The 17,923-nt window shown below is 60.3% G+C and carries 17 protein-coding genes; 4 read left to right on the top strand and 13 right to left on the bottom strand.

The window, feature by feature from the left end; translation table 11 throughout:
• Positions 1 to 11: 11 nt before the first annotated feature.
• Positions 12 to 482, bottom strand: a complete 471-nt coding sequence (locus ACYZTX_RS04630; RefSeq protein ID WP_462033148.1) for a prepilin peptidase — start codon at positions 480 to 482, stop codon at positions 12 to 14.
• A 75-nt stretch (positions 483 to 557) separates the two neighbouring features.
• Between ACYZTX_RS04630 and ACYZTX_RS04625 the strand changes: the two genes are divergently transcribed.
• Together ACYZTX_RS04625 and ACYZTX_RS04620 are read left to right on the top strand one after the other, a co-directional pair.
• On the top strand, positions 558 to 998 hold the full coding sequence (locus ACYZTX_RS04625; protein ID WP_462033147.1) for a TadE/TadG family type IV pilus assembly protein: 441 nt from the start codon (positions 558 to 560) through the stop codon (positions 996 to 998).
• Positions 995 to 3,748 carry a PAS domain-containing sensor histidine kinase gene (locus tag ACYZTX_RS04620; RefSeq protein ID WP_462033146.1) on the top strand — a complete coding sequence of 918 codons (2,754 nt, stop codon included), beginning with the start codon at positions 995 to 997 and terminating at the stop codon, positions 3,746 to 3,748. The genes ACYZTX_RS04625 and ACYZTX_RS04620 overlap by 4 nt, the downstream gene beginning before the upstream one ends.
• Here the strand turns inward: ACYZTX_RS04620 and ACYZTX_RS04615 are convergent.
• The 5 genes from ACYZTX_RS04615 to ACYZTX_RS04595 form a co-directional block, all read right to left on the bottom strand.
• Positions 3,718 to 5,700, bottom strand: a complete 1,983-nt coding sequence (locus tag ACYZTX_RS04615; protein ID WP_462033145.1) for a pilus assembly protein TadG-related protein — start codon at positions 5,698 to 5,700, stop codon at positions 3,718 to 3,720. The genes ACYZTX_RS04620 and ACYZTX_RS04615 overlap by 31 nt on opposite strands.
• A 113-nt stretch (positions 5,701 to 5,813) precedes the next feature.
• Complete coding sequence (locus ACYZTX_RS04610; protein ID WP_462033144.1) at positions 5,814 to 6,368, bottom strand: DUF4136 domain-containing protein; 555 nt, start codon at positions 6,366 to 6,368, stop codon at positions 5,814 to 5,816.
• A gap of 53 nt (positions 6,369 to 6,421) precedes the next feature.
• Complete coding sequence (locus ACYZTX_RS04605) at positions 6,422 to 7,036, bottom strand: DUF4136 domain-containing protein (protein WP_462033143.1); 615 nt, start codon at positions 7,034 to 7,036, stop codon at positions 6,422 to 6,424.
• A 12-nt stretch (positions 7,037 to 7,048) separates the two neighbouring features.
• Positions 7,049 to 7,798 (bottom strand): methyltransferase domain-containing protein, encoded by a 750-nt coding sequence (locus ACYZTX_RS04600; protein WP_462033142.1) that lies wholly within the window; start codon positions 7,796 to 7,798, stop codon positions 7,049 to 7,051.
• Positions 7,798 to 8,100: a MazG-like family protein gene (locus tag ACYZTX_RS04595; protein WP_462033141.1), complete on the bottom strand. Its 303-nt coding sequence runs from the start codon at positions 8,098 to 8,100 to the stop codon at positions 7,798 to 7,800. The genes ACYZTX_RS04600 and ACYZTX_RS04595 overlap by 1 nt, the downstream gene beginning before the upstream one ends.
• Positions 8,101 to 8,297: 197 nt before the next feature.
• Here ACYZTX_RS04595 and ACYZTX_RS04590 point away from each other — a divergent pair, with 197 nt between their 5' ends.
• Both ACYZTX_RS04590 and ACYZTX_RS04585 read left to right on the top strand, forming a co-directional pair.
• Positions 8,298 to 8,591 (top strand): hypothetical protein, encoded by a 294-nt coding sequence (locus ACYZTX_RS04590; RefSeq protein ID WP_033059560.1) that lies wholly within the window; start codon positions 8,298 to 8,300, stop codon positions 8,589 to 8,591.
• A 96-nt stretch (positions 8,592 to 8,687) separates the two neighbouring features.
• A complete protein-coding gene (locus ACYZTX_RS04585) occupies positions 8,688 to 10,037 on the top strand; it encodes an MATE family efflux transporter (RefSeq protein WP_462033140.1) in 1,350 nt (449 codons plus the stop codon).
• On the opposite strand, the gene ACYZTX_RS04580 is transcribed toward ACYZTX_RS04585, so the two are convergent.
• The 7 genes from ACYZTX_RS04580 to ACYZTX_RS04550 all read right to left on the bottom strand — a co-directional run bounded on the left by ACYZTX_RS04580 (position 10,031) and on the right by ACYZTX_RS04550 (position 17,670).
• Complete coding sequence (locus ACYZTX_RS04580) at positions 10,031 to 10,906, bottom strand: alpha/beta hydrolase (RefSeq protein ID WP_462033139.1); 876 nt, start codon at positions 10,904 to 10,906, stop codon at positions 10,031 to 10,033. The two genes, ACYZTX_RS04585 and ACYZTX_RS04580, sit on opposite strands and share 7 nt — an antisense overlap.
• An 18-nt stretch (positions 10,907 to 10,924) precedes the next feature.
• Positions 10,925 to 11,707, bottom strand: coding sequence for a DUF4123 domain-containing protein (locus ACYZTX_RS04575; RefSeq protein ID WP_462033138.1), 783 nt, complete (start codon positions 11,705 to 11,707; stop codon positions 10,925 to 10,927).
• Positions 11,704 to 13,020: a contractile injection system protein, VgrG/Pvc8 family gene (locus tag ACYZTX_RS04570; RefSeq protein WP_462033137.1), complete on the bottom strand. Its 1,317-nt coding sequence runs from the start codon at positions 13,018 to 13,020 to the stop codon at positions 11,704 to 11,706. Before ACYZTX_RS04570 ends, ACYZTX_RS04575 begins: the two co-directional genes overlap by 4 nt.
• 233 nt (positions 13,021 to 13,253) lie before the next feature.
• Complete coding sequence (speA, locus tag ACYZTX_RS04565) at positions 13,254 to 15,167, bottom strand: arginine decarboxylase (protein WP_462033136.1); 1,914 nt, start codon at positions 15,165 to 15,167, stop codon at positions 13,254 to 13,256.
• 217 nt (positions 15,168 to 15,384) lie between these two features.
• Positions 15,385 to 15,756 carry a translation initiation factor Sui1 gene (locus ACYZTX_RS04560; protein WP_462033135.1) on the bottom strand — a complete coding sequence of 124 codons (372 nt, stop codon included), beginning with the start codon at positions 15,754 to 15,756 and terminating at the stop codon, positions 15,385 to 15,387.
• Between the two features lie 273 nt (positions 15,757 to 16,029).
• Complete coding sequence (locus ACYZTX_RS04555) at positions 16,030 to 16,599, bottom strand: NUDIX hydrolase (protein ID WP_462033134.1); 570 nt, start codon at positions 16,597 to 16,599, stop codon at positions 16,030 to 16,032.
• A gap of 3 nt (positions 16,600 to 16,602) precedes the next feature.
• A complete protein-coding gene (locus tag ACYZTX_RS04550) occupies positions 16,603 to 17,670 on the bottom strand; it encodes a DUF2333 family protein (RefSeq protein ID WP_462033133.1) in 1,068 nt (355 codons plus the stop codon).
• Positions 17,671 to 17,923: the final 253 nt, after the last annotated feature.

The following is a 17,923-nucleotide window of genomic DNA, read 5'->3' as shown; positions in this document are numbered from 1 at the left end:
AGAACGGGCGACTAGTAAAACCAGGCGAGTGTGAGCAACAGGCCTATCAGCACGAAGGGCGCAAAGGGCTGTTTCTTTGACATTCCCGGCTCCAAATAGCGAAGACGATTTCTAAGCCCTTGTCCCATATGAAGCCAGACTCTTGGCGCCAGCAGCAGCCACAGCACACTGGCCAATCCGGCGCCGATGAACACGCCGAGCAGGTGCATGCCATCCGTCGCCAGCCCCAGGCCGGACATCAATTTCACATCACCTGCGCCCAAGCGTTTCAGCGCATAACCGGGCAAGGTAAAGGCCAACGCCAGCAAAAAAGCCCAGCCGCCCTGCACCGCCTCGGCTCCCAGCCAGGTAGTGCCCGTCCACAGCAGATAGGCCAGCGCCAACACGCCTGCGCCAAGGGTCAGGCCATTGGCGATGTGCCGTTCTCGAGCATCCTGTGCTGCGCATAGCGTCAGCCACATCAGTAGGACAAAACTCTGCATTCGGTAATAAACGTCCGTTTTGGCTGAATGATTCTATGCTGATATCACCTAGTGAATGTCAGGGTAGACGCAGTCATGAAAATAGGCCGCCCCCGGAAGCAAAAGGGCGCTGTAGCGATTGAATTCGCTTTGGTGTTCCTCGTCTTTTTCGCCGTGTTTTATGGGATTGTCACGTACAGTCTGCCGCTGTTGCTGATGCAATCGTTCAACCAGTCGACCGCCGAAGCGGTGCGCCGAAGCGTGGCGCTGGATCCGAGCACCCCCGGGTACGACACCGCGATAAAAACCGTCGCCACCACGGAATTGAGCCGGCAACTGGCCTGGATTCCCGCCGCACTGAATTTCAATGTCGCCACCGACACCAGCGCCACCTACGTGGGCGGGGTGTTGAAGGTCAGCATCAACTACCCCACCAGCAAACTGCAGCAGGTCATCCCGTTTCTGAACGTGCCGGGGATTGGCCAAGTGCCCAATCTGCCGGCAAACCTGACCGCCAGTGCGAGCCTGCAATTTTGAGTTCCGCAGACAAGCTCTTCGGGCGCCTGCTCAATCGCCATCCGCCTCAGCCACTGGACACGCCAGACACCCTGAGCGTGCAAGGTGTCGGCTTGCAGGTGCATCTGGATGCCGAAGGTCGAGTGATTCACCTGACCGGCCCGCTGCGGCATGTGCTGGCCCAGCAGAAGCCCGCTGCGCAAGCACCGCACCTAATCGATTTCCTCATGCCCCACAGCGGCCTCGCCGTTGAAGGCTCGCCTGCGGATTGGCCGGGACAGACGCTGGATCTGGATTTCTACAGCCTCAGCGGACAACCCCTGCACTTGCGCGGCTGGGTCCAGCCGTTAGCCGATGCATGGCTGTTGCAGTTACTGGACATCGGTGACTTGCTGCTCGAACGCCGACAATCACGCAGCCGTGAGCAATGCCAATTACTCGCAGCGCAGATCGGCGAACAGTTGCGCCGGTGCAACCTGACGCGCCTGCCCGAGGTGTTGGTGGAACAACTGCAAGGCCTGGCCCAGCGTTTCCACATGCCATGCATTGCGGTAGCGTTGCTCGATGAACAGGAAGAAGGCTGGCAGATACACCAGCATTACGCGGCCTGCGATGCGCCCGACCTGTGGCAAAACGCTCAGCGCCTGGGCACCGGGCTCGACGGCCTGAACGGTTCTGCGCCGCAACGCCTGACGCCCGCTGAACATCCCCGCTTGCAAGGCACCTTCGGCAATGTCGAAGGGTTCGCGGTGCCCTATCACGATGCTCAGGGTGTGGCTGCCTGGTTGCTGTGTGGCTTTTATCCGGTGCAGCAACATGCACCCGACATGAATGATCGCGACTGGTTGCAGCTCACCGCCGCGCTGGCAGGCGCGTTGCTTGAGCGCTTGCGCGAGCACCGGCACCATCTGCAACTGGAACGGCTGGAGTCGCTGCAAGCCTTGCTCGGCACCGGATGGTGGGAGGTGTTCAGCGACAGTCGCGAGGTGCAATTGGCGCCGTCGTTGGCCAGTAACCTGAACCTTGCGATCGCTCGAATGCCGCTGCACGAATGGCTTGATCGGGTGCACCCCGCCGACCGAGAAGAGCTGAGCAGTTGTCTTCAAGCCTTGCAAGACGACGGCATTCCACTGCTGCTGTGCGTGCGCCTGGCACAAACCCCGAACTGGTATCGCCTGCAGGGACAGGCCCTGGGCGTCGGCAAAAACCGGCGACTGGTGGGCTTCATGCTCGACATCAGCGACATCAAAAACCAGGAGCAAAACGCCGCGGCGGCCCATGCCCGACTCGACAATCTGATCGCCAGTTCACCGGCGGTGATCTATGTGCAGCGCTATGTCGAAGGTGCGCTGCAACCGACGTTTTTCAGTGACAGCCTGCTGCCGCTACTCGGCTGGACACTGGCTGATTGCGTGGCGGGGACGTTGGTTGAAAGGGTTCATCCCGAAGACCGCGATCAGTATTTCGAGCGCACCCGACGCCTGTTGCGAGAAGGTTCGGTACGCACCCGCTACCGGTTGCGCGACAGTCGCGGCGATTACCACTGGATGCTCGATGAAGCCAAATTGCTGCGCGATGACCTTGGCCTGCCAGTGGAATCCGTCGGCCTGTGGCTCGACGTCACCGAAGCGACCCTGGCCGCCGAGCAGGTGAAACAGAGTGAAGAACGTTACCGGATCCTGGTGGAAGACTCGCCGGCGATGATCTGCCGCTACCGCCCTGACCTGACCCTGACCTTCGGTAACCGTCCGCTGGCGACGTATCTGGAGTGCCAGCCCGAGCAATTGCCAGGGGTGAATCTGGGCACCTGGATGTCGCAGGAACAGCGCGAAACGTTTCTCCAGCGGCTTGGCCAACTGAGCCCGGAGTTCCCAGTCAGCACCGCGGAAATCAACCTGCAACTGCCGGGACGGGAACATGCCTGGTGGGTCTGGTCGGATCGCGGGGTGTTTGATGAGGACGGCCGCTTGCTGGAAATTCAGGCCGTGGGCCGCGACAACACCGAGGTGCGCCGCTCCCAGCAGCAGCTCACCCAGAGCGCCAAAATGGCCACCCTTGGCGAAATGGCCACGGGGCTGGCCCATGAAATCAACCAGCCGCTGAACGTGATGCGCATGGCCATCGTCAATGTGCTCAAGCGCCTGAACAACGGCGATGCACAAATCGATTACCTGACCGACAAGCTCAACCGCATCGATGCCCAGGTGCAGCGCGCCGCCCGAGTGGTGGATCACATGCGGGTGTTTGGCCGCCGCTCGGAGATCGAGCAGCATCCGTTTAATCCGGCGCAAGCCATCGAAGGCACGCTGTCGCTGCTGGCCGAAGGGATGCGCGGCAAAGGGGTCGATCTGCGGGTCAGCGACACCAGATTCGACGTGCAGGTGCGCGGTTATGTCGATCAACTCGAACAGGTGTTGATCAATCTGATGGTCAACGCGCGGGATGCGTTGCTCGGTAAACGCGAGGCCGACCGCGAGTTCAAACCGTGGATCTCGGTGTACGTCGAACGAGATGCACAGTCGGTGCGGCTGTGGGTCGAGGACAACGGCGGTGGTATCGATCCGCGGTTGCTGGAGCGGATTTTCGAACCGTTCTTCACCACCAAACCCGTGGGTGTCGGCACTGGGCTCGGGTTGTCGGTGAGTTACGGTATCGTCGAGAACATGGGCGGAAAACTGAGCGTCAGAAACTCGGTCGAGGGCGCACGGTTTTGTATTGAGTTGCCGATTGTCCCCGATGCTCAGATCACCAGCGTCGCCCGTCCCGAGTGACAGCTGAGGTTGGCGCCGACATCGACCTTGTTCAGATCGATTCCCAGACTGAGCAGAAGCGTGTTGATCAAGGCGTCGAGTAACGGGCTGAGCACGCTGTTGATCGCGTTGACCAGCAATGTTGTGACGCTGCTGAGGATCACCCCCAGCCCCCCGACCAGACTGCCCGTCGGGCCGTACATGTCGACCTTTATATTGGTCAGCGTGTCGGTAAGGCTGCTGACGATATTGCTGGTGGAATAGGAATAGTAGAACGGTGGCTGGTTGATCTCCGGCAGGCTGGTGGCCGGCGGTGCAGAATAGACGTGGGGCATGTTGGCGTTCTGCGCCACGGTCGTGTCGGCCATGATACTGATGCCGCCACCGACGCCCGGAATCCGTTGGTCGCAGGAAATGGGCAGGAACAGAATCCTCAGACAGGTTTTCACCCCGATATCGATCACCTTCAACGGCTGCACCACTACCGCCGGTGGCGTGGCGTTGCTGCCGAAAGCGGTGGCTGGATCGATCTTGCCGATCTTCAGATTTACCAGCGAAGTGCTGGTGTTGGTGGTCAGGGTTTTGTTGGTGGTACTGACGCAACTGTAGGCAGTGACATAGCTGTTGGCGCTGGCAACGTCCAGCGCCACGTCGATACGTATCGGTGGCGGCAGCACGATGATGTCGGGAGTCTGACAGGGCACGAGCAAGGCACAGGTCAGTGAATCGAGCACTCCCACCAGGTTGAGATTGAGCAAGGCGTTGAGTGTGTTGGTCAGCGGGCCTGCCAGATCAGCCGCCGCATTGAACAGCGCCACGATGGAATCGAGCACCGGCAAGTCGATCGACAGCAATGTCCTGATCTGGGCAGTTCGCACATAGATGCGGTTGGGCCCCAATGGAGCCAGCGCGGCGTTTTTCGGATTGCCAATGGCTGACAGCTGCGCAGGCTCCAGCACCTGCACCCGGGCGGTGATTTGCGTCAGGCCCGCCAGATTGATCGGCAACGTCGCCACCAGGCCGTTTTTCTTGTTGGCCAGTTGCACGACCGCTTCGATCAGGTCGAACACCTTCAGATGGGTCGCCAGCGCCGAAATGTTGCTGCCAGTCTCGACGTGCAGCAGGTTACCGAGTACCACCGTCGTCGTGCCGGCCGCGACCTTGAGCGCCTGTAAACTCCCAATCGTCGCCGACGCGCCGAGCGTGCCGCCAGGGTCCAGCACATTGACGACAGTCTGGATCAGTTGGCTGACGGCAACGGTAGTGCCCAGCACCTGGTCATACCCGGCGGTGCTGAGGTTAAGGTCGATCTTCAGTCGGTCGAGGTAACCCAGCAGGCTGATGTTGGTGTTCAGCAACCCGCTCCAGCCCGCCACAGTGATGTTGACATTGCCGCCCAGCAAACCACCGAACAGCGCGTTGAGCGTGGCGGACTTGCTGGTATCGACGCTCAGCGCCGTACTGCGGATGGTCAGCGAAGCCAGGGGTGGCGGTAATGCGGCCACAGCGGTGGCCGTCAGGTTAATAGTCGCTCCACGTGGGGCGCCACCGAACAGGGCGCCGACACCGCCGGCGAAACTCTGCTGGACCGGACGGCTGGCGATCACCCGAATGGCTTCGCTCTTGCTTGGGTCGGCGCCAAATACCCGAAGGTTATTGGCATCCAGGGTCAAGGCGCCGCAAGCGACCAGCAGATTGCGATTGGGGTCAGGAAGGGTGAAGCCATTACGGTTTGCGCTGGCGGTGGCGTAGACGGTGGCGGTGTTGCCCGCGGCGCAATCACCCCCTCGGGTGGACGCCTCAAGGGCGGCCATGTCCGCAACGCGCTGCAGGTTGCGTTTTTCCAGGTACAAACGACCGCTGTCGACCACGATCAGCAAGAACATAAGGGCCATGCCCAATGTCAGCGCCGCCATCAAACCGATCGCCCCCCGTTGCCGGGACGGGCTGCGAAACTGCAAACGGGGAGACATCGCGCACTCCTTTGCCGGTGCACAGCTGAGGGCTACCTCCTTGGGTGAACAGCAGTGTAGTTGGCGCTTTCCCGGGCTGCTCGCAGATCCCAAGCAAAAGATCGTCCAGCTGTTTATTTGGGTGGGTAGTTGGCGAGGATTCGCCCAACCGTCTCACGTATCGCAGTGCTGCGATCCGACGGATTCGGCGTACGGCTGAGTATCTGCTCGTCACTGCCGCGCCACACCAGTTTTCCGTCCTTGGCATCAAGCAAATCGATCTGGATGGTCGCCACCTTGTAGCTGACATTGCGGGTTTCGTTGTACATCGGCCCACCCCAGTAGCCATTCCACGGATTACCCCAACCGCCGCCGTAGTTAGTGGTCACCTGTTGCTGGCGTTCTTCGACGATCATGTAGGTCTGAACGTTTAAATTACCCTTGCTGCCGGCGGTAGCGGGACGCAGGCCGCGCTGATCCAGCTGATCGGCAACCGCTTGGCGGATGCGTTGCTCAGTCAGGTCGCTCTTGATCCGTGGGTCATCGGGGCGATATTGCAGGGCGGGCTCTTTCCAGCTCCAGCTGCGATAGGCGGCGAAGTCGCGGCTGGCATCGAAGTCATGATTGACCTGGTTGGCGCAGGCACTGAGCAGCACGGCCACAGCCAGTAAAGCGAGACGGCGGAACATGATATTTCTCCGTAGAAGACATGAACCTGCGCAAAGCTTCTTAACGACAGAAGCTAACTAGGAGGATACGCCGACATCGCCTTTTCTACAGCCTCCCGTATCGCATCGGCACGCTCGCTCTGGCTACCTCGGTTACTGGTTTCGGCGCTGGCACTCCACACCGGTTGACCGGTGCCGGCATCAAACAAATCAACTCGTACCACCACGACCTGTTCCTGATAAGTCCGCACGATCGGCACGGTGTTGTACATGCCATAACCGCTGCCGTAGCGGTTGTAACCGCCATATCCGCCGCCGTAATAACCATAGTCGTCCCTAACCTGACGCAGGCGCGTTTCCAGGTGCAGCTCGGCGCTGACAAACAGATCCGCCGGACGATTGTCGTGCAGAGGGCGCAAGCCACGTTGATCGAGGGCATTGCTGACGGCCTCGGCGACCTGCGCCGAATCCGCCCAGGCGGTGCCCGGCGGCAGGCGCCCGTTGAGCCAGGCCCAGCTGCGGTAACGTCCGTAGTCACGCGGCGGTGCCGGGTAGGCGCTGCGGTCAAAAGTGTTGGCCGCCTGAGGCGGCGCGGGTGGCAAGGGGTTGGATGACGCCACATAAGGATTGCTGCCCTGACAGGCCGCCAACCCGAGACAGATCACCAATAACCCCGAACGACTGTTCATTTCGCTCTCCGATCAGACCGGCCGACAGATCCAGTGCAAGTAGCGCCCAAGCCCGGCAAAGCTTGGGTGACGACGGTGGGCCAGCTCCATTTCAAGCAAATCCACCAGTTCGGCGCGGGCCTGGAATTCCACTGGCATGTAGTCGTGAAAAACCCGTACCCCGCTCTGGGTTTCGACCTGCCACAGGCCTTCAAGTTGCGCCGCCAATTCGCGTGGATCAAGGGGCTGCTGCGGCGTCAGGCTTTGCTTTTCGCCGGCCATGTCGTTCTTGCGCATCTTGCGGAAGTGGCCCTTGAGCAAATTGCGGTAAATCAACGCATCGCGGTTGTAGAAGGCCAGGGACAACCAGCCATTTGGCTTGGTCAATTGATGCAGTACCGGCAGGATCGCGTGCGGCTCGGCCAACCATTCCAGCACGGCGTGGCACAGCACCAGGTCATAGGGTTCGGTGAGTTGGCCGAGCAGCTCCTGCCACGGTGCCTGAATGAACGTCGCTGTTTGCCCGGCATCGGCAAAGCGCTGGCGGGCGCCATCGAGCATCGGTTCGGCGGGTTCGGCCAGCGTGACCTCGTGACCGCGCTGGGCCAGCCACAACGACATTTGGCCCAGGCCGGCGCCGATGTCCAGGACTCGCAGCGGCCGGTCCGGCAAGGTTTCGGCCAGGTCGGCCTGAAGCACCGCCAGACGGATCGCACCTTTGGCACCGCCATAGATTTTTTCGGCGAAGCGGGTCGCCAGCTGATCGAAATGACGGTCGCTCATCAGCTGAACCTCCGTTCGCTGTCCGCGAGTTTGCTGCGCACCACTTCATTCATGTCCAACCCCAACTCGCTGCACAGCAGCAGTAGATAGAGCACAATGTCGCCGACTTCCTGCCCGGCATGGGCCAGTTTGTCCGCCGGCAACTGGCGCGACTGGTCTTCGTTCAGCCACTGGAAAATCTCCACCAGCTCGGACATTTCCACGCTCGCGGCCATGGCCAGGTTTTTCGGGCTGTGAAATTGCCGCCAGTCATTGCGGTCACGGATGGCGTGCAGGCGTTCGGTCAGTTCAACAAGGTTCATCGGGCTCTCCTGAAGGCGTATAGCTTCGGGGGGATGACGGGGGAAGGCAAGGGGCAGCATCGTGCTCAAGACTTTGCGCCATACTCAAAAAGATCGCAGCCTTCGGCAGCTCCTACAGGGAACTCGGCAGCATGATCGATAGCCCAAGGCTCAAGTCCGGCAACCATGCCCCCACTTTCATCAAGGACGCTCACGACATGCAGGTAGAAAGTTTTTTCGAATGGCTCGGCCAGGCACTCGGTTCGGTTATCCGTTTCATCGTTGACGGCCTCAGTGGCTTGTTCAATCTGTTGAGCCATGCCGGCAGCAACTTTGTCGAAGGGCTGTCCCGTGCGCTGGGTATGGACGCGTCGATTATCAGCATCATTGCGTTGATTCTTGGGTTGATGCTGTTGTGGTCGGCGATTCGGGCGTTCATGAATGCGTCGATCATCATGGGGATTATCTGGTTGCTGCTGGGGCTTTGGTTGTTGAGCTGGATTATTCACTAACACCACCAATCCCCTGTGGGAGCGAGCTTGCTCCCACATTGGATCGCGGCCTTTCCTAATGTGTCGCTACAATGCCCGCTCCCCGAAGGAGCCTGCATGTCCAGCCTGATCGCCGACTGGCGCGACCGCCCAACCCATCGTCGAGTCTGGGCGCTCGCTGCCCCCATGATTCTCTCGAACATTTCCGTGCCGCTGGTGGCGCTGGTCGACAGTACCGTCATCGGCCACTTGCCCCACGCTCATCAGTTGGGCGCCGTCGCGGTCGGGGCCAGCCTGTATACCTTTCTCGCCTGGGCCATGGGTTTTCTGCGCATGGGCTCCACCGGGTTCGCCGCACAGGCCGCCGGGCGTGGGGACGGCGCGGCGTTGCGGCAGATTTTGCTGCAGGGTCTGTTGTTGGCCATGGGCCTGGCCATTGTCCTGGGCGCACTGGGTGTCCCGTTGAGCGGCGTCGCGCTGCACTTCATGCAGCCATCGGCGGAGCTGGATCAGCTGACCCGCGAGTTTTTCCGCACACGCCTGTTTGGTCTGCCGGCAGCGCTGGCCAGTTATGCGCTGGTCGGCTGGTTCCTCGGCACTCAGAACGCCCGGGCACCGCTGGCCATTCTGCTCAGCACCAACCTGGTGAATATCGCGCTGAACCTGTGGTTCGTCCTCGGGCTGGATTGGGGCGTAGTCGGTGCGGCCCGAGCGTCGGTGATTGCCGAATGGACCGGCGCGCTGATCGGCCTTCTGATGACCCGCAACGCCCTGCGCGCCTATCCCGGTCACATTGCCTGGGCCGCGCTGGCGATGTGGCAGAGCTGGCGGCCGCTATTGGCGGTCAACCGCGACATTTTCATCCGTAGCCTGGCGCTGCAATCGGTGTTTTTCCTGATCACGGTGCAAGGCGCGCGGCTGGGCGATGCCACCGTCGCTGCCAACGCTTTGCTGCTCAATGGCTTGCTGCTGACCGCACACGCGCTGGACGGTTTGGCCCACGCCGTGGAAGCCCTTTGCGGGCATGCCATCGGTGCTCGCAATCAAGAGGCCTTGCGCCGCTCATTGGTGGTGGCCTGCGGTTGGTCGTTACTGGCGAGCCTGGGGTTTGCCGTGCTGTTCCTGTTCGCCGGGCATCTGTTTATCGAAATGCAGACCGACATTCAGAGCGTGCGCGACACAGCGTTTATCTACCTGCCCTACCTCGCCGCGTTGCCACTGATCGCGGTCGGGAGCTACCTGCTCGACGGGCTGTTTATCGGCGCCACCCGTGCCCGGGAAATGCGCAACGGCATGCTGCTGACAGTGATTCTGTTACTGCCGTTTGCCTGGGCGTTGAAAGGTTTTGGCAACCATGGACTGTGGATAACGTTTCTGTTGTTCATGTTGCTGCGCAGCCTGACCCTCGGCGCTTTTGCCTGGCATCTGCACAAGAGCGACGGCTGGTTCGCAGGCAAAGCTCACTGAGTCGGCGTGGCGTTGATGAAGGCCGTGACCTCATCCAGCACCGGAGCCAAACCGCGCATGGGCCGGGACAGCGTCGCCACCAGCGTGGCGTGGCTGGTGCGCGAGAAATACAGATCCTGCACCGGCACGCCCGCCTCGCGCAGTTTAAGAGCCAGACCACCAGTGTTGCGGGCCGGGTTGACCAGCTCATCGTCGCTCGCGGCGATCAACAAGGCCGGCGGCGCGCCGCGACTGACGTGATTGATCGGCTGCGACTGCAGCGGTGAGTCCGGCCAGAAAAACACCGGACGCACCTCCGGATTTTTAATGGGCAGAAAATCATAAGGCCCGGCCAGGCCGATCCAGCCGCTGAGGTTGTGTGGCGACAGGCCCACCGCCCCCAGTAACCCGGGGTCCAGTGCCAGCATCGCGACGTTGTAGGCCCCGGAACTATGGCCCATCAGGTACAACCGCTGCGGATTCCCGCGATACTGCCGAATGTGTTCATGGGTCCAGGCCACAGCCCGGGCGCCATCTTCAAGGAACAGCGGATAACGCACCTGCGGATACAACCGATAGTCCGCCAGCACCGCGACTATCCCCCGAGACGCCAGCGCCTCGCCGACAAACCCGTAATCGCTGCGCGAACCGCTGTTCCAGCTGCCACCGTAGAAAAACACCACCACCGGGGTGTTTTCCATGGGATGGCGCGGCACATACACATCGAGTTTTTGCCGCGGATCACTGCCATAGGCAATGCCCTCGGTCTTGTCGAAGGTTCCGCTGGGGGTCAGCACATTGAGCAACTTCAGTGGCGAACATGCCGTCATCGCGGCAAGTAAAACGCCGCCGATTGCCAAGCCGAACAGCCGCCGGAGTGTGCTCGCCATCAATGTCGAACCTCGTGTTCAGGGCTGATCGTTCTGCCACAGATTGCGCAGGTTATCGAGACGCTCCTGCTGGGTGAAGCCCGGCAACGGTAGCGCAGGGAACGCGCCGGGGTACTGCAAGCGTAGCCATAACCAGCCATCGAGCACCCGACGTTCGCTGAAACCCAGCGCCAGTCCTTCCTGCACGTGGGACCACAGCGTGTGGTATTCGGTCCCGGTAGATTTGCTCCAGTGCCAAGTGTGCTGTTCCAGCACGCAGGTTTGCAGTTTTTCCCGATGTCGAGGGCTGAGGTTTTCTTCAACCGCCAAAGGGCTGACGACAAGCCCAGGATTGACCAACTGCTGCCAGCCCTGACTGCCGACTGCGCGGTCGGCCCATGTCCCGCCGAACCAGCGCAACTGGCTGATCGGACCCAGCCAGCGGCTCAACTCCAGAGCATCGCAGGCATCAAAAAAGTAACTGGCGGTGTGTGGGTTGTAGTAACTCAACAAGGCCCGGTGAGGTGGGTCGAAAGTGACCGTGAGCATCCGGCGCAAATGCGCCAGCAACTGCGACGACGACGTCTCACTGGCGACCAGCAAGCCTCGCCAGAGTAACGCTTCGCTTTGGCACAACCCGGCCAGCGCAGGGCATGTCCGAAGGTCGATCAGGGCCGGTCCGACTTCACGCAATGCATGCCACTCAGTGCCTTCGAACAACCAGAACCACCGGGCATGCGCAAACTTCTGTTGCAGTGTCGCCCGGGCCTGTGGCGCACCCGGTACATCCAGCAATAGCCATTGCGGGGTCGCGGCGATCATGCCGCACCGCTCCGGCCAAACCGCATCGCCGCCCGGCAGGTGCAAAGGGTTTGCGTGCAATGGCTGAAACTGCCGCCACCGGGCAGCAGGCACAGCAACATCAAGGGCTCGCCCGATTGCAGCCATCCCGTCACGCCTTCAATGGACGGGCAATCATCGGTCGAGACGGGTGTTTTAGCCTCTTCAACAGGCGTTGGCAGGTGAATAAACCCGGTGATCAACGGCTTATCCGGATCACCCTCGATAAAGCTCACCACGACCTCAGCCCCCTCACTCAACGGCGTGAGGGCCGCGCCCCCCAGTTCAGCGGCCAACGGCAGCCAACAATGACTGGGCGCCGCACCCTCGCCCTGATAGAGCCAGTCAAATTGCACGGCAACCGGTCTGGAGGCATCGGGCGGCGATTCATCGATGTCGACTACCCAAGCCCGTTGCAGGCTGTGCATCGTTGGTTTCGCTGCAGAGTGAGGCGATACAAAAGGCACCTTCCAGTGAACCGCGCGGATCTGGTTGCTGTAAGGGGCCATGGGGTCCTGGCTCCCCTGATGCTCGACATGGGTCAGCAGCCAGAGATGATTCCAGTCGGCGATCGGATGGCCGGACAGCGGCATCAGCTGACCGCTGCGCAGCGACGTCAGGTCCGTACGACCTTCGGCATTTTGCGGAGCTCGTCGCCCGCCCTGAAGCTCGAACTGGCGCACTGCCGGTTGCTCGTTCTCGACCTGGAAGCGGGCATTTTCACCGAGGCGAAAATACCCCGGACCATCACCGAAAACCACGCAGCTCGCGTTCGCACGGTGTTCGAAGTGGTAGTGAAGCTGTTCCTGGGCACACAAGCGCTGGAGAAATTGCAGATCCGATTCCCGATACTGCGTACAGAAATCACGGGACGGGTAATCGCCACTCAGCTCGAAACGCCGATCCTTGCCGACAATGCCGTGTTCCTTGAGCACCTGATCAAGAATTTGCGGTACCGAGCGCGCGCTGAAGATTCGCTGACTGAAACGCAGGGAAAGACAAGCCAGCTTCGGCCTCAGACGTATGCGGCAAAGTCTGACAACCGGGGCATGGTCATGCTGGACGAGTTCATGCAATTGTCCGTGGAAGCCGTTTCCCGCAGGCCCGACGTGCAGAAAGGCCGGACGGTACAGCAGGCTTGCAAGGTCGAGTGTCAGGTCATCGATGAGCAGATCCACGTCGAACACAAAAGGCTCGCTGATGGCTTCTCGACCGGTAAACGCCAAGACCTCAAAGGGGTCGGGCAGACCCTCTACATCCAGACGAAATGACGGCTCGTTGACTGGATCGAACATCGGCGATTCTCTACAGGAGGGGCGGCAGGCGATTCTCTCCGAGAGAGTTGGCCGAGTAGAGTGCCGAAGTACAACTTAGGAAATGACCTACGCGAAAAGAAGACCACATCGCTTGGATGGCCAAGAATGTGAGTCATATCGCGTGAAATCAGGGAGGAGTCCCACCAAGTCATCTGAAATTTCCGCAATGAGCGGTACATTTTCAGACAACCTGATGAGAGCGGTGCCTTACCTCAAGAAGACAGGTAAGACGAACGGGTCAGGCCCAGACGAAGAGCATCGAGGAACTGGGTGCGCTCGGCGGCGGTGATGCGCGCACTGGCGCATTTGTCGCGGTAGTGGGTCATCAACTCTTCCGGCGACAAATGCACGTAACGCAGCATGTCTTCGATGGTGTCGTGGGTTTCGATACCCGCGTGGTACACGCTGCCGTCGGCGTTCTGATAGATGTTCACCGAATCGGTGTCACCGAACAGGTTGTGCATGTCGCCGAGGATTTCCTGGTAGGCGCCGACCAGGAAGATACCCAGCAAGTAGTCTTCGCCTTCGTTCAAACCGTGAACCGGCAGGCTGGTTTCGATGCTCTGCTCGTCGACGTACTGCTTGATCTTGCCGTCGGAGTCGCAGGTCAAATCTTGCAGCACGGCACGGCGCAGCGGCTCTTCGTCGAGACGGTGCAGCGGCAGGATCGGCAGCACCTGACCGATGGCCCAGGTGTCCGGCAGGCTCTGGAAAACCGAGAAGTTGCAGATGTACTTGTCGGCCAGCTTGTCGTTGAGTTCGTCGAGCACCTGACGGTGGGAACGCTGACGAGCCTTTAACGAGTTATGCAGGCGACGGCACACGGCAAAGTAGCATTGCTCGGCCAGGGCTTTTTCAGCCAGGGTCAGCTTGCCATCGGCGTATTGGGTCGCCACGTCGCTCATGTAGTGAGTGGCGCGCCAGTAGGTCTCGGTGACCATTTCGATGTCGGTCGGACCCAGCAGGTCAACCAGCCATTGCACGGTTTCCGGCAGTTCTTGTTTATTGTCGATCTGCGGCACGTCGTCGTTGTGTTTCTCGACGTCGGTCACCTGTACCACCAGCATGGCGTGGTGAGCGGTCAGCGAGCGGCCGCTTTCGGAGAAGATGTTCGGGTGCGGCAGGCTCTGCGCATCGCAGAACTCCTTGAGCATCCCGACCACGACACCGGCGTAATCGTCCATGTCGTAGTTGATCGAACTGGCGTTGCGCGAGTGCGTACCGTCGTAGTCCACGCCCAAACCGCCGCCGACGTCGATGTGGTCAACCGGCAGGCCGAGGTTGCGCAGTTCGCCGTAGTAGCGAATCGCTTCCTTGAAGCCGTGTTGGTAGTCCGCCAGGTTGGCGATCTGCGAGCCCATGTGGAAGTGCAGCAGGCGAATGCCCTGATCCAGGCCAGCCGCGCGGAAACGCTCGACCACCGACAGCAGTTGCGCAGCCGACAGACCGAACTTGGATTTCTCGCCACCGGTGTCGGCCCACTTGCTCGACGCCAGGGACGACAGACGCACGCGCAGGCCAACCTGAGGCTTGACCTTGAGCGAGGCGGCTTCCTCGATGACCAGCGCGACTTCGGATTCTTTCTCGATCACGATGAACACGTTGTGGCCAAGCTTCTGGCCCATCAGCGCCAGACGAATGAACTCGCGGTCCTTGTAACCGTTGCAGACAATGGTGCCGCCCTTCGGCGCCAGGGCCAGCACGGCCAGCAGCTCAGGCTTGGAGCCGGCTTCCAGGCCGATGGACACGTCTTGGGTCGCAATGATGTTCTCGATCACCGCTTCCTGCTGGTTCACCTTGATCGGGTACAGCGCGGTGTACTTGCTCTGGTATTCCAGACGCTCGATGTTGGCGTCGAAGGCGCCGGTCAGCTGACGCACGCGGTCTTGCAGAATGTCAGGGAAACGCACCAGCAGTGGCAAGGACAGGCCGCTTTTGCGCAGCTGGTCAACTTGCTCGAACAGGTCGATAGGCGAACTGGTCGGACCGTTCGGACGAACTTCGACGCGACCGGCGTCATTGATCGCGAAATACCCGGCCCCCCAATGGCGAATCCCGTAAACACTGCGGCTGTCCGCAACTGTCCATTGGCTGCCATCGTCTTTGCGTGTGCGTCGTACGGACATTGAAGTCCCCTATAAAGAAGTCATAGAGCGTCGCCTGGGTTCAGGCCGGCGCAGTCTAAAGAATGAAAATGACGGTTCGTCAACGAGGGATAGACCTCGCTGACCGCAGTGAGTTTAGAAACCGGTCAGAACAGGCTCTGTGAAAACCATGTAGACGACGCCAGACCAGAGTTGAATCGGGTCTGGATCAAGCCGAGGGTGGTTTTCACAGAGGCTGCTAGCCGCCGGACTTCTTCGCTTTGAAACCGTGTTTGATCAGCTCGGCCAAGAGTAGCTCGACATGATCGCCCTGGATTTCAATGATTCCGTCTTTCAGCGCCCCACCGGTCCCACAACGTTTCTTCAACGTGGTGGCCAGGTCCTTGAGCGCGTCTTCGGGCAACGGCACGCCGGTGATGGTGGTCACCGTCTTGCCGCCACGCCCCTTGCTTTCGCGACGCACGCGAGCGATGCCGTCGCCGGCCGGGATAACGGTCTGTTTGCAGATGCAGGCATCCACCGGTTTACTGCAATCCGGGCAATGACGACCTGCGTCGGTGGAAAATACCAGGCCACCAAGGGCGGCGAAGGATGCGGCTTTTTTGGCCACCGGCAATCCTCTTGGGAGGACAAAGACTGGTCGCGGCAACTTGGGCTAGTGCCATCGACCGCGAAGCCCCACTCAGGCAGGGGCAGCGCTACTGAAACGGTACAACACTGCGTATGCGTGTAGGAGCTGACGAGTGCAACGAGGCTGCGATCTTTTGATCTTGATTCAATGGCAAAGTCAAAAGATCGCAGCCTCGTTGCACTCGTCAGCCCCTACAAGGTCGCGCAGTGTAACGGCAAAAAGCCGACTTGCTAAGAGCCAATCGGCGCCAATTTATACCTCTGATGCGACGTCCGACCCACGGGCCCGGAGATAGCGCTTCAACGCGGCCAGAGAGTCCGGGCAATAAGGCTTTTGCTGGATTTCCAGCAGGACCTGATCGACGGGAATAAAACGCGCTTCAAGAACTTCTTCGGGTTGCAGGCTCAACGGACCGTCCCACACCGCCGAAAACGCCGAACACCAGAGCCGATTGCCAGTGTCTTCGAAGTAAAAGTGATCATGGGCAGTCAGTTCCACGCCGCTCACGCCCAGCTCTTCTTCCAGCTCGCGGGCGGCCGATTCGGCGTAGGTTTCGGTCGCGAGCACCATGCCCCCCGCCGCCACGTCCCAGAAACCTGGATAAATGGCTTTGCTCAGCGTGCGTCGATGCACGCAGAGTTCACCGGCAGAATTGAACAGCATGATGTAGGTGCCACGCCCGATCAGCCCGCGTTCGCGCAGGTCGGAGCGGACCAGGGCGCCGAGCAGGTTGTCCTGCTCGTCAACCCAGGCGATCTGTTCGGCATCCGAGGCCGCACGATGGGCGGCCTCCCGCATGTTATCGACGGAGCTATCAACCATGACTCAGCCCTGATTGAGCAATTGACGCAAATCGATCACTGCGGCGTTGGCGCGAGAGATGTAATTGGCCATGACCAGCGAGTGGTTGGCCAGCACGCCGAAGCCACTGCCGTTAAGGATCATCGGGCTCCAGACCGGTTCTTGCGAGGCTTCCAGCTCACGAATGATCTGGCGCACGCTGACCGTGGCGTTCTTCTTGGCCAGCACGTCGGCGAAGTCGACTTCGATGGCCCGCAGCAGGTGGGACAAGGCCCAAGCCTGACCGCGGGCTTCGTAGAACACGTTGTCGATCTGCATCCACGGGGTTTCGACGATCTCTTCGTCTACCTGCGGCACCTGGCCTGGAGCGACGACTTCAGTTTTCAGCGCGGTGTTGAGCTTGACCCGGCCAACACTGGCCGACAGCCGTTGCGACAGCGACCCCAGACGGGTGCCGACATCGCCCAGCCAGTTGTTCAGGTTGTCGGCGCGGGCATAGAACAGCGCATTTTTTTGCGACGGATCGGACAGGCGCGCCTGATAACGGCTCAGGGAATTGATGCCTTCCTGGTACTCGGACTCACTGGACGGCAACACCCAGCTCTTATTGTCAAAGTTGAAACGCGGCTCGGCCTTGGCCAAATCGGAGTCTTCGGCCGATTGCGATTGCGAGCGGGCGAAGTCTTTACGCAAGGCACGCGTCAAGTCACGGACCTGGACCAGCACGCCATATTCCCAGCTCGGCGTGTTGTCCATCCACAGGCCCGGCGGGAAACGGTCGTTGGAAATATAGCCACCCGGTTTGGTCAGCAAAGTACCGGCGACGGTCTTGAGGGTTTCGACCGTGGTGTAGCCGATGACCATTTGCTTGCCTTCTTTCTCGGCAGCCATCTGGGCATTCTGCTGAACCGGGAACAGCGCAGGTTCCTGGCTCCAGTACCAGCCCAGCGCAATAGCCACCAGCAAGTAAATGGCAATCAGAGTGGCCAGCGCCCGGCTGAACAACAGCCCACCCAAGTAACTGCGGGTGGCCGATTTCGGTTCAGCGGCACGTTCAGGCGCGCTGCCCGCGCGGTTCTTCCAGTCCAGCATGGCGATATCCTTTCAATCACTTGAGTTCATCGGTTCGACCACAACCCTATCTCATCGTGCCTCGTTTGCCGCACATTAATCCTGCATAAAACGGCTACCGCACAATGACCGCGATCGAAGGCCTACTATAAATGAAGCACAGCGCTGAGCCTATTAGACCAGTCGGTCATAAACTGAATTACGTCGCTTTGCAGTTTATTGACATGCGACACTCATGCGATCGAAAAAGAGGTGCTAGCATAGAGCCACCAGT

This window comes from Pseudomonas sp. MDT1-17 (genome assembly GCF_054898105.1).
The sequence above is the reverse complement of the archived record's forward strand: the minus strand, read 5'-3'. Positions and strand labels throughout refer to the sequence as shown.